Here is a 13,769-nt window from a genome sequence, read left to right on the forward strand (position 1 = left end):
GCCGGAGATCCGGACCTCGGCCTGTCATAAGGATCATGATGTCCTCTTACCGATCGGCTGCCTGCCTCCTTGCCGCGCTGCTTTCGACGAGTGTCCTGACGGCCGGCGCGTCCCTCGCCCAGACCACGGTAACATCGGCCCCGCCTGCCAGCTTCACGCTCAGCAACGGCATGCAGGTCGTGGTGATCCCGGATCACCGCACGCCTGTGGTCACGGAGATGATCTGGTACAAGGTCGGCTCGGCCGACGAGACGCCGGGCAAATCCGGCCTCGCACACTTCCTCGAGCACCTGATGTTCAAGGGTACCTCGAAGCATCCCGTCGGCGAATTCTCCCAGACCGTGCTCCGCGTCGGCGGCAACGAGAACGCCTCGACCTCGGTCGACTACACCAACTACTACCAGCGCGTTCCGCGCGAGCAGCTGCCGACCATGATGGAGTTCGAGGCCGACCGCATGACCGGCCTCATCCTCAAGGACGAGAACGTGCTGCCCGAGCGCGACGTCGTGCTCGAAGAGTACAACATGCGCGTCGCCAACAATCCGGACGCGCGGCTGAACGAGCAGATCATGGCCGCGCTCTATCTCAATCATCCCTACGGCCGGCCGGTGATCGGCTGGCATCAGGAGATCGAGAAGCTCGATCGCGAGGATGCGCTCGCCTTCTACCGCCGCTTCTACGCGCCGAACAACGCCATCCTGGTGATCGCCGGCGACGTCGACGCCGCCGATGTCCGCCCGCTGGTCGAGCGCAATTTCGGCTCCATCCCGGCCCAGCCCGCCATCCCGGCGCGGCGCGTTCGTCCGCAGGAGCCGGAGCCGGCCGCCCCGCGCACCGTCACGCTGGCCGACCCGCGCGTCGAGCAGCCGAACATGCGGCGCTATTACCTGGTGCCCTCGGCGACGACCGCTGCGGCCGGCGAGAGCGCGGCCCTCGACGTGCTCGCGCAGCTGATGGGCAGCGGCAGCAATTCCTATCTCTACCGCGCCCTCGTCGTCGACAAGCCGCTCGCGGTCTCCGCCAACGCCAGCTATTCGAGCATCTCGCTCGACCCGACCCAGTTCGCGATCTCGGCCGCGCCGAAGCCCGGTGTCAGCTTCGCCGAGGTCGAGCAGGCGGTCGATGGCGTCATCGCCAATGTCGCGCAGAACCCGATCCGCGCCGAGGACCTGGAGCGGGTCAAGACCCAGCTTATCGCGGAAGCGATCTACGCCCAGGACAACCAGGCGGTGCTGGCGCGCTGGTATGGCGGCGCGCTGACCACGGGTCTGTCGATCGAGGATATCAGGAGCTGGCCCGACCGCATCCGCGCGGTCACGGCCGAGCAGGTTCGCGCCGTTGCGCAGAAATGGCTCGAGAAGAAGCGCTCGGTGACGGGCTATCTGATCAAGGACACCGCCACCGCCAAGCGCGAGGAGAAGCGTTCGTGACCTATTCCCTCCTTCGCGCAAGGCGCTTCCTGCGAACAAGACATTTCGCGCTGTCCTTCGTTACCGGCGCGGCCCTCGCACTGGCTGCGGTGTCGCCGTCGTATGCAGCCGCAAAGATCCAGCACCTGATCTCTCCGGGCGGCATCGAAGCCTGGTTCGTGCAGGACGCAACCGTGCCGCTGATCGCCATGGAATATTCCTTCGCCGGCGGCTCGGCCCAGGACCCCCCAGACAAGTCGGGCGTCGCCAACATGGTTGGCGACCTCCTGGACGAAGGCTCCGGCGATCTCGACTCCAAGACGTTCCATGAACGGCTCGACCGCCGCGCCATCGAGCTCTCGTTCAACGCCACCCGCGATACCCTCCGTGGCAGCCTGCGCATGCTGCGCGACAACAAGGATGAGGCTTTCGACCTGCTCAGGATGGCACTGACCTCGCCGCATTTCGATGCGGCCGACGTCGAGCGCATCCGCTCGCAGGTCGTCTCGGGGCTGCGCCGCGAGACCACCAATCCGACGTCGCTGGCGAGCCGCAAGTTCCTGGAGGTCGCCTTCGGCGGCCATCCCTACGGCCGGCAGAGCAACGGCAACCTCGACAGCGTGCCGACCATCACGGTCGCCGACATGAAGGATTATGTCGGCCGCGTGCTCGCCAAGGATGGGTTGAAGATCGCGGTCGTCGGCGACATCGATCCGGCCACGCTCGGCAAGCTGCTCGACCACACCTTTGGCGCCCTCCCCGTCAAGGCCAACCTCACGCCGGTCGCGGACGTCGAGGCCGCAAAGCCGCCGCAGCGCGCCTTCGTGACCCTCGACGTGCCGCAGACCGTGATCACCTTCGGCGGCCCCGGGCTGAAGCGCAGCGATCCCAACTTCATGGCAGCCTATGTCGTCAACCACATCCTCGGCGGTGGTGGATTGTCCTCCCGGCTCTATCGCGAGGTCCGCGAGAAGCGCGGGCTGGCCTATTCCGTGTACGAATCGCTGCTCTGGATGGAGCATTCGGCGCTCTTCATCGGTAATACCGGCACGCGCGCCGACCGCGCCGGCGACACCATCGACGCCCTCGAGAAGGAAGTCCGGCGCATCGCCGAGGAGGGCCCGACACAGAAGGAGCTCGACGAAGCCAAGTCCTACCTCAAGGGCTCGCAGATGCTGGCACTCGACACGTCCTCCAAGCTGGCGCAGGCGCTGTTGCAGTATCAGCAGGACAAGTTGCCGATCGACTATATCGAGAAGCGCAACGCCATCGTCGATGCCGTGACGCTGGACGACGCCAAGGCGGCCGCCAAGCGCTTGTGGGGCCAGGGCCTTCTGACCGTCGTCGTCGGCCGCGCGCCGCAGGCCGCCGCACAACCGGCGGCCGTACCTGCGACGAAGTCAAACTGACGGTCCGGTAAAAAGTCTCCTGAAATGGCCGGGCTCGTCCCGGCCATTTGCGTTCCAGATGCACCATTGCCGAACCTGGACGTCCGCGATATGTCCGGACATCACGAATGGTGCCATCATGCTGCGGATATCCCGCGATCTCGTCATCGACGAGGACGACATCGAGATCGGCTTTGTCCGCGCCTCCGGGCCCGGCGGGCAGAACGTCAACAAGGTCGCGACCTCGGCACAACTGCGCTTCGACACGCGCAAACTGACCCTGCCGGAGGATGCCGCCATCCGGCTTGCCCGCATCGCCGGACAGCGCATGACCAAGGACGGCGTGATCGTGATCCACGCCCAGCGCTTCCGCACCCAAGAGCGCAACCGGCAGGATGCCATCGACCGGCTCACCGAGATGCTGCGCGAGGCGATGGTCCGCCCGATCCCGCGGCGGGCGACACGGCCGACCTTCGCGTCCAAGCAGCGCCGGCTCGAGGGCAAGAAGCGCCGCAGCGACGTTAAGGCGAAGCGCGGGCGCGGATTCGACGATTGACTGATTGTCGAAAAACCTCCGGCCGCCAAGCGACCGGAGGTTTGCCGTTTCGCAGACCAAATCGCGATGAGATCAGGATGAATCGTCATCGCGCTTTAGGTCATTGTTTGAGCATGATCTTTGCGGAAACCCGCTGCACACTTTTGCTGATCATGCGCTAGCGTCAGTAGCGCTTGCCGGTCGCGGCACCGCCCGAAACGGAATCGTCGGCCGTGCCCTTGTGCGTCGCGCTGCCCGTGGTTCCGGCGGCGCCCTTGGTGCCTTTGGTCGACTTCATGCCGACCTTCTCGCCCGCGGCTCCCTGCTGTGCGCCGAGGTCCTCATCCTCGTTTCCTGACGCGCCGCCCTGCATGGGTTTGCTTTGCACGGTGCCGCCCGGCCTGGCGCCAGATGACGTACCTTGCGCAAGAACGGGCGTCGCAATCAGGGCCGAGAGAGCGCATGCGATCACAGAGGTCTTCACCAATTTCATCCATTTCTCCTGGATTTTTCGCGACGACGGTTCGGCTGCTTCCTGCGCCGCTCGCCTGCACCGAACCGGTTCATCGCGAAGAGAGTTCGAACGGCGCGGTCGTGATGCAAGCCGCGTGGTGTGTTGATCGTTTAGGGATTTCGCGGCGGTTTCGCGGAATTGTGCTCCTCATATACGGCGGCTCGTGCACGCACGCCGCATTCATCGGGCCTGCCAGAAGCGCTGGATTTCCCACATCTGGTATGTGGGAAGCGCGACCTTCCCCATGCATTTGTTGCGAGGCGGCGCTAGACTGGGACATTCGCCGAGTGAACCCATGCCCGTCCGCCAACTTCCCGAACAGATCGTTAACCGCATCGCCGCCGGCGAGGTGGTCGAGCGCCCGGCGAGCGTGGTCAAGGAGCTCGTCGAGAACGCGATCGATGCCGGCGCCAGCCGCATCGACGTTTTCACTGACGGCGGTGGGCGGCGGCGGATCGGCATCACCGATGACGGCGGCGGCATGACCGCAAAGGATCTCGCACTCGCAGTCGAGCGCCACGCCACCTCCAAGCTCGACGACGAAGATCTGCTGCAGATCCGCACGCTGGGGTTCCGCGGCGAGGCGCTGCCCTCGATCGGGTCCGTCGCGCGTCTTTCCATCACCACCCGGCACGCCAGCGAGCCGCACGCCTGGGCGCTCACGGTCGAGGGCGGCGAGAAGTCCGAGATCATGCCGGCGGCGCTCGCGCATGGCACGCGGGTCGAGGTCGACGATCTCTTTTATGCGACGCCGGCACGGCTGAAATTCCTGAAGACCGACCGCACCGAGGGCGAGGCGATTCGCGAGGTGGTGCGGCGGCTGGCGATGGCCCGGCCCGATATCGCCTTCACGCTCGCGGGCGAGGAGCGCGCGCCGGTGACCTGGGCAGCGGCGCTGCCCGGCGCGGCGGGACGATTGACGCGGCTCGGCGATATTCTGGGCGCGGAGTTTCGCAGCCACGCCATCGAGGTTCATGCCGAGCGCGAGGACGTTGTCGTTGCCGGCTATGCCGCGGCGCCCGCACTGACGAAAGCCAACGCGCTCGGGCAATATCTCTTCGTCAACGGCCGTCCGGTTCGCGACAAGCTGATCCTCGGCGCGGTGCGCGCGGCCTATTCCGACTACCTGCCCCGCGACCGCCATCCCGTGGTGGCGCTGTTCGTCACGCTCGATCCGCGAGAGGTCGACGCCAACGTGCATCCGGCCAAGACCGAGGTGCGCTTCCGTAACGCCGGGCTGGTGCGCGCACTGATCGTGCATGGGTTGAAGGAAGGGCTTGCGCGGGAGGGCCGGCGCACCGCCGCCAATGGCGGCGAGAGCGCGCTCTCTTCGTTCCGGCTCGCTTTCACGCCGCGCCCGGCAAGCTGGGATTGGCGAGCCTCGCCATCCGCTCCAGCCGCGCCGATCGCGTCCTTCGAAGGTTCAGCGGCTCCGGCCTTCGCCGAGCGCGCGCAAGCCGCATTCGATGTCGGTGCACCCAGTGCGGACGTGCGGATCGAGACGCAGCCCGTCAGCGACTTCGTCGACCGCCCGCTTGGCGCCGCGCGCACCCAGATCCACGAGACCTACATCGTCTCGCAAACCCGCGATGGCCTCATCATCGTCGACCAGCATGCCGCGCACGAGCGCATCGTCTATGAGCGGCTGAAGGCTTCGCTTTCGGCGAATGGCGTGCAGCGGCAGATCCTGTTGATCCCCGAGATCGTCGAAATGGATGAGGCCACGGTGGAGCGCCTGCTCGATCGGAACGAGGAGCTGGCGTCGTTCGGTCTCGCCATCGAATCTTTCGGCCCCGGCGCGGTCGCGGTGCGCGAGACGCCGTCGCTGCTGGGCAAGACCGATGCAGGCGGGCTGCTCCGCGATCTCGCCGAGCACATGGCCGAATGGGACGAAGCATTGCCGCTGGAGCGTCGCCTGATGCATGTCGCCGCCACCATGGCCTGCCACGGCTCGGTCCGCGCCGGCCGCCGGCTGCGGCCGGAGGAGATGAACGCCCTGCTCCGCGAGATGGAGGACACCCCGAACTCCGGTCAGTGCAATCACGGCCGTCCGACTTACGTCGAGCTGAAGCTGAGCGATGTGGAGAAGCTGTTCGGCCGGCGGTGATCCGAGCTCTCGTAGGGTGGGCAAAGACGCAAAGCGCCGTGCCCATCCTCTTTTCTTGATCGCGCTAGAAGCCGTGGGCACGCTTCGCTTTGCCCACCCTACGGCAGCGGGACTACGGCCTCTTCAGAAACACGAACTCCGTGTCGTCATAAACCCGCCGCTCCAATTCTTCGTAACCCTCAGGCGTCACGAAATGCGCGGCCTTCGCCTCCTCCACCACGAGCAGCGCGCCCGGCGTGAGCCAGCCGCCATCGCGCAAGCTCGCCAGCGCCTTCTCGGCAAAACCCTTGCCATAGGGTGGATCGAGGAACACCAGCGAGAAGGGCTCGACGGGATGCGCGGGACCTAGATCGGTCGCATCGCGGCGATAGACTTTTGTGACGCCACCTAGGCCAAGCGCTTCGACGTTATTGCGGAGCACCGCGCGGGCCTCGGCGCCAGTATCGACGAACAGCGTGAACTTCGCGCCGCGCGACGACGCCTCGATGCCGAGCGCGCCGGTGCCGGCGAAGAGATCGAGCACGCGCGCGTCCTCAATCGGATCGTCATAGGCGTGCACGAGGATGTTGAACACGGACTCGCGCAGGCGGTCCGCCGTGGGGCGGATGTCACGCGAGGACGGTGAGGCGAGATTGCGCCCCTTCAAACGACCGCCGACGACGCGCAACTAGTCCTCCTGCGGCTTCAAATCGCGCTTGCCGTGATAGCCGCGCTTGGGGCGGCGCGGCGGGCCATAGCCGCTTGCTTCCAACTCGTTGCGCTCGCGCGCCTCCTCGCTGCCAGTACGCTGCACCAGCACGCGGCGGCCCTTGCGGTCGTTGATCACGGCGCGCTTCATCGGCTTCTTCGGTGCGTCGTCGTCGCGCGTAGCGGATTTTGCGGGCACGTCGAACTCGGCGCCCGACTTCTCGATCACGTTGTCGCCGAGCTGGTCGCGCAGCACGCGCGACTTGATCTCCTCGACTTGGCCCTCGGGAATCTCGCCGAGCTGGAATGGGCCGTAGGAGACGCGAATCAGCCGGTTCACCTCGAGCCCGAGATGGGCGCAGACGTTGCGCACCTCGCGGTTCTTGCCCTCGCGGATCGCGAACACCAGCCAGACATTGGCGCCTTGGTCCCGCTCCAACGTCGCTTCGATCGGACCGTATTTGACGCCCTCGATTTCGATACCGTGCTTGAGCTCGTCGAGCTGGGCCTGGGTGACGTCGCCATGGGCGCGGACACGGTAGCGGCGCAGCCAGCCGGTGTCGGGCAGCTCAAGCGTACGCGCGAGGCCACCGTCATTGGTCAGCAGCAACAGGCCCTCGGTATTGAAGTCGAGCCGGCCGACGCTGATCAGGCGCGGCAGACCTTCGGGCAAATTGTCGAACACGGTCGGACGCCCCTCGGGGTCGTCATGCGTCGTCATCAATCCGCGCGGCTTGTGATAGAGGAACAGCCGCGTCCGCTCGCGCGGCGGCAACGGCTTGCCGTCGACCGCGACCACGTCGTTCTGCGTCACGTCGAGCGCGGGCGAGTTGATCACCCGGCCGTTGACGGTGACGCGGCCCTGCGTGACCATCTCCTCGGCGTCGCGGCGCGAAGCGAGGCCCGCGCGCGCCAGCACTTTTGCGATGCGCTCGCCGGCCTTCTTCGGCTTCGGCGCGTCTTCACGGCGCGGCCGCCCCTCGAAGTCGCGATCGCGCTCGCGATAGGCACCGCGGCCGCCAAAGGCGGGGCGCTTCTCGAAGATCCTGCTGTCGTCCTCGTTCGCGCGGCGCGGACGATCACGAGAATGACCTTCACTGCGCGGGTGCTCGTGCCAGTCGGAGCGGCCCTCGGAGCGCTCGCGTGGACGAGCGAATTTCGGGCGGTCACCACCGCGCCCGCCACGTTCGCCATCGCTGTCACGGCGGGGCCGGTCGAACTTTGCGCGATCCTCGCGTGGCCGGTCGAATTTGGGCCGCTCACGAAATGGACGATCGCCGCCCGATGCACGATCGTCACGCGATCGCGAGAACCGCGGGCGATCATCCCCGCGGCCGCCTTCGCGGCGGTCGTCACGCTTCTGCCAGGGCTTCTCTTCGCCGCGATCACGGCCGCTGAAGTTTTTGCCAAAATCCTTGCGCGGGCGATCGCCGCGCGGACGATCGTCGCGCTTCTGCCACGGCTTTGAATCGGCGCGATCTCCGCGGTCGCGCTCGGGTCCGCCTCGCGAAAACTTCCGCTCGCCCTCGAACTTGCGTTCCGGACGGTCGCCGCGCGGAGCGTAAGGACGCTTGTCGCCAAATTTCTTCTCGCCGGTGCGGCCGGCCGGGCGGGAATCGTCGCGATCACGGCCGCGCGGCGGACGGTCGTCACGCCCATAGGACGGGCGATCACCGCGCGGCCCAGACGACCGCTTCTCGCCATCGCGCGAAGGGCGATCGGAAAACGGACGGTCGCCACGCGGCTTGAAGCTGCGCTCGCCGCGGCCCTCTCCGCCGCGGTCGTCGCGCTTGAAGCGCGGACGGTCGCTGAAATCGCGGCGCGGCGCATCGCCCTCCTCGCGGCGGCGAAGCGGGCGGCCCTCACGCCCCTCGCGAGGCGGACGGCTGTCGCGGTCGCCCTTGCTCTCGAAGCTGCGCTTGGCGAATTTCTTGTCCGGTCCCCGGGGCTTGCCGGTACGGCCCGTGGACGGGCCACGATCACGCCGGCCGCGGGAATCATTGTCTTTGTCGCTGTCGCGAGGCATGAATAATCTCACTCAGAGGTAGCCAGAAAGCATTGTGCGCGCTCGTTCCGAGCCGCATGCTCAGGCAAAATCGGTATTCACTCTTGCTGAAGGCGGAGCTAGTAGCAGGTTTCTGGCGATGATACGAGGCATGAAAGCCCCTTCTTTCATGGATTTGGCGCTCAAGACGGCCGAAAATGCCGGAAAATCGGGCGAAGTTCCGATCGGATGCGTCGTGGTCCGCAATTACGAGGTCATCGCCACCGCCGCCAATCGGACGCTGACCGATTATGACCCGACGGCTCATGCCGAGATCATTGCGCTGCGCGAGGCGGCGAAGAAGATCGGCAGCGAGCGCCTCGTCGACTGCGACCTTTACGTGACGCTGGAGCCCTGCACCATGTGTGCGGGCGCGATCTCCTTTGCAAGAGTGAGACGGCTCTATTACGGCGCCACCGACCCGAAGGGCGGCGCGGTCGAGTCCGGCGTGCGGTTCTTTGCTTCCCCGACCTGCCATCATGCGCCGGACGTCTATTCCGGCGTCGGCGAGAGCGAGGCGGCGCGGCTGCTGCGGGAGTTCTTTCGCGAGCGGCGCTAATCCGCGAGGAAGAACTTGCGCAACGCCCTCGCGGTGGCGTCCGGGTTCTCCTCGGTGAGGAAGTGGCCGGAATCCACCGGCATGCCCGCGACATTCGTGGCCCATTGCGTCCAGGTGTCGAGCGGGGTGGCGGCGGCCTGGGCGATGCCGGCATTGCCCCACAGCGCCAGCATGGGAATGGTGATCTTCTTGCCGGCCTCGAAATCAGCCTTGTCGAGGTCGTAGTCGAAATAGGCGCCGGCGCGATAGTCTTCGCACATCGCATGCACCCGGGCGGGATCGCGGAACGGGGCGAGGTAGTGCTCGAGCGCGCGCTCGTCGATCGCCTCCAACGTCTTCGACTTGGTCTGGCTCGCCATCTTGAAGCGCAGGAAGAACTCGCCATTGCTCGCGATCAGGGTCTCGGGCAGCGGATAGGGCTGCGCCAGGAAGGTCCAGTGGTAGATCTTCAGCGCGTAGGCGCGGTTCATTCGCTCCCAGTAATTGTAGGTCGGCAGAATATCGAGCACGGCCAGGCGCGACAGCCGGCCGGGATGGTCGAGCGCGAGGCGGTAGGCGACGCGGCCGCCGCGGTCGTGGCCGGCGAGCGCGAAATGGACATGGCCGAGGCGCTCCATCACCTCGACCATAGCTTTAGCCATGGCGCGCTTGCTGTAGGGGATATGCAGCGCATCGCTGGCGGGCATGTCGGACCAGCCATAGCCCGGCAGGTCGGCAATGATCAGCGTGAACCTGTCGGCCAACTGCGGCGCGACGCGGTGCCACATCACATGGGTCTCGGAGAAGCCATGGAGGAGCAGAAGCGGCGGCCCGCTGCCGCCGACGCGGGCGAAGATGCGGCCGAAGGAGGTATCGATCCATTCGGCAGCAAAGCCCGGATAGAGATCGGCGAGGTCGGACATCTTCTTGCATCCTTATTGGTCAGTCCCGGGGGGCGGCCGACAACGTAAATTGTCGAAAACAACCCCATGCACAGTAGCGGTATTATCGGCGGGGCAGCTAACCCCAACCGCTGATTACACATATCTGGATTGTCGATGTGGCGGCGCGGTGGCACCAAAGCTTCGAGCTGCCGTCCGGAAGACGAGCTATGTCTTGCTATTCTTGGCCTTCTCCGCTTCCACCGCCTGCCAGCCGATGTCGCGGCGGCAGAAGCCTTCCGGCCAGTCGATACGGTCGACGGCCTGATAGGCACGGCCTTGCGCCTCGGTCACGGTCTTGCCGAGCGCGCAGACATTGAGCACGCGGCCGCCATTGGCGAGGATCGCGTCATCTTTCGCCACGGTGCCGGCGTGGAAGATCTCGACGGTGTCGACCTTGGCGGCGTCATCGAGCCCCCGGATGCGCGTGCCCTTCTGGTAGTCGCCCGGATAGCCCTTCGCCGCTATCACAACGGTGATCGCGGATTCCGGATGCCAGCGCAGATCGAAATTCTTCAGCTGCCCGTCACAGGCTGCCAGGAAGGCGGGCACGATGTCGCTCATCATGCGCAGCATCAGCACCTGGCACTCGGGATCGCCGAAGCGGACATTGAACTCGAACAGTTTGGGACCCTGCGTCGTCAGCATGATCCCGGCATAGAGCACGCCGCGAAACGGCGTGCCGCGCTGCTTCATGCCTGATACCGTCGGCAGGATGATCTTTGCCATGATCGCGTCGTGAATCGCAGGCGTGACCAGCGGCGTCGGCGAATAGGCGCCCATGCCGCCGGTGTTGGGGCCGACATCATGGTCGAACACGCGCTTGTGGTCCTGGGCGGAAGCCAGCGGGATCGCGGTCTCGCCGTCGCACAGCGCGAAGAAGCTGATCTCGCGGCCGGCCAGAAATTCCTCGATCACGACTTCAGCGCCGGCCTCGCCGAACGCCCCCTCGAACATCATGGCGATAGCGTCCTCGGCTTCGCGCACGGTCTTGGCGACCACGACGCCCTTGCCGGCGGCCAGCCCATCGGCCTTGACCACGATTGGCGCGCCCTGGCTCTGCACGTAAGCGCGCGCGTCCTCGGCATTGGTGAATCGCTCATAGGCACCGGTCGGGATGCCGAATTCGGTGCAGAGCGCCTTGGTGAACCCCTTGGAGCTCTCGAGCTGGGCGGCCGCCTTGCTAGGCCCGAACGCCTTGATGCCGGCGGCGGTGAGGTCGTCGACGATGCCGGCCGCCAGCGGCGTCTCCGGGCCGACCACCACGAGCTCGACCGCGTTCTTTTTGCAGAACTCGATCACCGCGGCGTGGTCGGCGACATCGAGCGCCACGCACTCCGCCTCCCGCGCAATGCCGGCATTGCCGGGCGCGCACCAGAATTTGGTCACCAGAGGGGAGGCTGCGATCTTCCATGCCAGGGCATGTTCGCGGCCGCCGGAACCGAGCAGGAGAATGTGCATCGATGGCTCAGAAAATGGGGTGGGCTTGCGGCGTCGGTCGCACGAATCGCGGTCGGTCTCAAGGGGGCTGGCCCCCGTACTCCCGCCATTCCAGGCCGCCGCGTCGAGCCGCTCTTACCCTCCCCTGGAGGGCCCCCTCCAGGGAGGGTAAGAGTTCGCGCCAGCTTCGGACGATCAGACCTGCTTCCCCGCGATGATCTCCTGCAACGTCGCGACATGCCGCGCGAAGGCGCCGCGGCCGACGGCGGTTGCGGTGACCGTGGTCTGCGGCTTCTTGCCGACGAAGGCCTTGTCGACGGAAACGTACCCCGCCTTGGCCAAGGTCTCGATATGTGCGCCGAGATTGCCGTCGGTGGCGCCGGTGAGCTTCTTCAGCCGCGCGAATTCCAGGCCGGTCGACTGCGGCAGCGCGTTCAGCGCCGCCATGATCTTCAGCCGCAGCGGCTGGTGGATGATGTCGTCGAGCTCGGCCAATTCTAGCTCCGCCGCATCCAGAGGCCGCCGATGATTAGACCGCCGCCATTGACGAACGCCATCCAGAGCGGAAACGCCTCACCGATGTAGAAGAAGCCGATCAACGTCAGCGCCGAAATGCCGAGACCAATCGCAACGAAGGCGTAACCGAACCAGAGACCCGCCAGCGCGTAGAACAGCATGAAGTAGAGCGGCCAGAACGCACCCAACTGGCGTGGCCCGAAATGGCCGATCACATTGGTACAGAGATAACCGAAGGCGAAGAACAACACGAACACCAGGAGCAGCCTGATGCCGAAGGCCGCACCATGCGGGTGATGTGGTGGATTGAACAAGCGAAGCGCAACCAGACCGCCGACGCCCATGACGTCTACGGCAACCCAGGCATAGACTGCGTAGACCGGCCAGAGCCAGGTCACGACATTCCCTGCAAAGACCAACACGCCCCACCACACGGCAGCGATGCTCGCCAGGTCATAGAGCTGCGATTGCTTCACGCGCCGGACGATGTCGTCGATATCGGCCAGCGCCGCGGACGCCTCCTTGCTGTCGATCATGACTGCCCTGCCCCGCGCGTCGCCACATCTTCGGCGATCGCGGAGACGGCCTTTGGATTGGTGACGATGCCCATGTGGTTGATGCCGTCGATGATCTTGACGTCAACCGATGGCTTCACCGCCTGCACGGCTTCCGCATATTTGTCCGAGATCATCATTTCGTCCTCGGCGCCGCCGAAGATCGTGATCGGGCGTGTCGTTGCCGGTAGATCGATGCGGTAGCCGCGCGTCGCGAAATTGCGCATCAGGCGGTCGGAATAGGTCGAGGTGAGGTATTTCGCCGAACTCGCCGGCACGGCCAAGGCCAGCACCGGAAGCTGCGAACAGCAGTCGATCCCGAGCCTGCGCAGCGCGGTCAGGCCGAGGAAGCGTGGGAGGTCCATGTTGGCCCAGCCGCCGGCCTTCGGCCTGTTGGTCGGCGCGTCATAGCCGAGATAGGGCGCGAGCAGCACGGTGCGGACGAACATGTCCTGCATGATCGGTGTCGCGGCAACGCGCAGCGAGAAGCCGGCGCCGGCGGAATGGCCGATCAGGATCAGCGGCAGATCAGGTGCGTTCCTGCGGACATGAGCGACGAAGTCGACGAGGTCGTCTTCGAGCTGGCCGACATAGCCGATGTCGCCGCGCGTGCCGGAGCCGCCATGGCCGCGGATGTCCAGCGCCCAGGTCTCCACCCCGCGCGCGGCGATCGCATGGGTCAGCGCGTGATTGACGGTGCCGCTGGAGCCGGAGGAGCCATGGATGAAAATCGCGCCGCGGCCCGTCTCCGGGCCTTTCGGCGCATAGTGGCGATAACCGATCCAGGTGCCATCGCGGGCCTGAAAGCGTTCGAGCGGTGGCAACGTGGACCAGTCGATGCCTTTGGCTGAATCCGAGACCGATCGCATCTCGGGCGGCCGCTCCAGCGGCGTTGCGATCATGGCGCCCAGGATCAGCGCCACGCCGCCGACGGCACACAAGGCCCATTTCAGGCCGGTCAAAACGCCGCGCAGCAGCCGGATCGCCATGGCTCATCTCCCGAAACTCATCAAACAATAGATAACTCTATATCACAGAGTACTCTCCCGATCAATATCCGGATTGGCGCCGGGGCGCGAAAATCCTTAACGTCGGG

The 13,769-nt window shown here is 65.8% G+C and carries 13 protein-coding genes; 5 read left to right on the forward strand and 8 right to left on the reverse strand.

Annotated elements, in window-relative coordinates; all coding sequences use genetic code 11:
• Positions 1–38: 38 nt before the first annotated feature.
• From IVA91_RS21760 to arfB, 3 genes are all read left to right on the forward strand, one after another.
• On the forward strand, positions 39–1,430 hold the full coding sequence (locus IVA91_RS21760) for a pitrilysin family protein (protein WP_247277754.1): 1,392 nt from the start codon (positions 39–41) through the stop codon (positions 1,428–1,430).
• Positions 1,349–2,818: a pitrilysin family protein gene (locus tag IVA91_RS21765; protein WP_247277572.1), complete on the forward strand. Its 1,470-nt coding sequence runs from the start codon at positions 1,349–1,351 to the stop codon at positions 2,816–2,818. Before IVA91_RS21760 ends, IVA91_RS21765 begins: the two co-directional genes overlap by 82 nt.
• 118 nt (positions 2,819–2,936) lie before the next feature.
• A complete protein-coding gene (gene arfB / locus IVA91_RS21770) occupies positions 2,937–3,353 on the forward strand; it encodes an alternative ribosome rescue aminoacyl-tRNA hydrolase ArfB (RefSeq protein WP_247277573.1) in 417 nt (138 codons plus the stop codon).
• A 163-nt stretch (positions 3,354–3,516) separates the two neighbouring features.
• Here the strand turns inward: arfB and IVA91_RS21775 are convergent, their stop codons facing one another.
• Positions 3,517–3,825, reverse strand: a complete 309-nt coding sequence (locus IVA91_RS21775; protein ID WP_247277574.1) for a hypothetical protein — start codon at positions 3,823–3,825, stop codon at positions 3,517–3,519.
• 316 nt (positions 3,826–4,141) lie between these two features.
• On the opposite strand from IVA91_RS21775, the gene mutL reads away from it, so the two are divergent.
• Entirely contained in the window at positions 4,142–5,953 is a 1,812-nt protein-coding gene (gene mutL, locus IVA91_RS21780) for a DNA mismatch repair endonuclease MutL (protein ID WP_247277575.1), read from the forward strand.
• Positions 5,954–6,065: 112 nt separating this feature from the next.
• Here mutL and rsmD read toward each other — a convergent pair whose 3' ends face one another.
• A complete protein-coding gene (gene rsmD, locus IVA91_RS21785) occupies positions 6,066–6,620 on the reverse strand; it encodes a 16S rRNA (guanine(966)-N(2))-methyltransferase RsmD (RefSeq protein ID WP_247277576.1) in 555 nt (184 codons plus the stop codon).
• On the reverse strand, positions 6,621–8,666 hold the full coding sequence (locus IVA91_RS21790) for a pseudouridine synthase (RefSeq protein WP_247277577.1): 2,046 nt from the start codon (positions 8,664–8,666) through the stop codon (positions 6,621–6,623).
• 118 nt (positions 8,667–8,784) lie between these two features.
• Here IVA91_RS21790 and IVA91_RS21795 point away from each other — a divergent pair, with 118 nt between their 5' ends.
• Positions 8,785–9,243: a nucleoside deaminase gene (locus tag IVA91_RS21795; protein WP_247277578.1), complete on the forward strand. Its 459-nt coding sequence runs from the start codon at positions 8,785–8,787 to the stop codon at positions 9,241–9,243.
• On the opposite strand, the gene IVA91_RS21800 is transcribed toward IVA91_RS21795, so the two are convergent.
• The 5 genes from IVA91_RS21800 to IVA91_RS21820 all read right to left on the reverse strand — a co-directional run bounded on the left by IVA91_RS21800 (position 9,240) and on the right by IVA91_RS21820 (position 13,662).
• The gene (locus tag IVA91_RS21800) at positions 9,240–10,145 is read right to left on the reverse strand and encodes an alpha/beta hydrolase (RefSeq protein WP_247277579.1); all 906 of its coding nucleotides are present in this window, start codon (positions 10,143–10,145) and stop codon (positions 9,240–9,242) included. The two genes, IVA91_RS21795 and IVA91_RS21800, sit on opposite strands and share 4 nt — an antisense overlap.
• Before the next feature lie 186 nt (positions 10,146–10,331).
• Positions 10,332–11,624: a phosphoribosylamine--glycine ligase gene (gene purD, locus IVA91_RS21805; RefSeq protein ID WP_247277580.1), complete on the reverse strand. Its 1,293-nt coding sequence runs from the start codon at positions 11,622–11,624 to the stop codon at positions 10,332–10,334.
• A gap of 174 nt (positions 11,625–11,798) precedes the next feature.
• Entirely contained in the window at positions 11,799–12,098 is a 300-nt protein-coding gene (locus IVA91_RS21810) for a transcriptional regulator (protein WP_247277581.1), read from the reverse strand.
• A gap of 2 nt (positions 12,099–12,100) precedes the next feature.
• On the reverse strand, positions 12,101–12,655 hold the full coding sequence (locus tag IVA91_RS21815) for a hypothetical protein (RefSeq protein ID WP_247277582.1): 555 nt from the start codon (positions 12,653–12,655) through the stop codon (positions 12,101–12,103).
• Positions 12,652–13,662 (reverse strand): alpha/beta hydrolase, encoded by a 1,011-nt coding sequence (locus tag IVA91_RS21820; protein ID WP_247277583.1) that lies wholly within the window; start codon positions 13,660–13,662, stop codon positions 12,652–12,654. The genes IVA91_RS21815 and IVA91_RS21820 overlap by 4 nt, the downstream gene beginning before the upstream one ends.
• Between the last annotated feature and the right edge of the window lie 107 nt (positions 13,663–13,769).

This window comes from Bradyrhizobium sp. 153, from assembly GCF_023073835.1.
Lineage (GTDB): Bacteria > Pseudomonadota > Alphaproteobacteria > Rhizobiales > Xanthobacteraceae > Bradyrhizobium.

Bases quoted from the DNA above. Each gene is read 5' to 3' on its own strand.
- IVA91_RS21760 (WP_247277754.1), top strand. From the start codon at position 39: ATGTCCTCTTACCGATCGGCTGCCTGCCTCCTTGCCGCGCTGCTTTCG.
- IVA91_RS21765 (WP_247277572.1), top strand. From the start codon at position 1,349: ATGGCTCGAGAAGAAGCGCTCGGTGACGGGCTATCTGATCAAGGACAC.
- arfB (WP_247277573.1), top strand. From the start codon at position 2,937: ATGCTGCGGATATCCCGCGATCTCGTCATCGACGAGGACGACATCGAG.
- IVA91_RS21775 (WP_247277574.1), bottom strand. From the start codon at position 3,825: ATGAAATTGGTGAAGACCTCTGTGATCGCATGCGCTCTCTCGGCCCTG.
- mutL (WP_247277575.1), top strand. From the start codon at position 4,142: ATGCCCGTCCGCCAACTTCCCGAACAGATCGTTAACCGCATCGCCGCC.
- IVA91_RS21790 (WP_247277577.1), bottom strand. From the start codon at position 8,666: ATGCCTCGCGACAGCGACAAAGACAATGATTCCCGCGGCCGGCGTGAT.
- IVA91_RS21795 (WP_247277578.1), top strand. From the start codon at position 8,785: ATGATACGAGGCATGAAAGCCCCTTCTTTCATGGATTTGGCGCTCAAG.
- IVA91_RS21800 (WP_247277579.1), bottom strand. From the start codon at position 10,145: ATGTCCGACCTCGCCGATCTCTATCCGGGCTTTGCTGCCGAATGGATC.
- purD (WP_247277580.1), bottom strand. From the start codon at position 11,624: ATGCACATTCTCCTGCTCGGTTCCGGCGGCCGCGAACATGCCCTGGCA.
- IVA91_RS21815 (WP_247277582.1), bottom strand. From the start codon at position 12,655: ATGATCGACAGCAAGGAGGCGTCCGCGGCGCTGGCCGATATCGACGAC.
- IVA91_RS21820 (WP_247277583.1), bottom strand. From the start codon at position 13,662: ATGGCGATCCGGCTGCTGCGCGGCGTTTTGACCGGCCTGAAATGGGCC.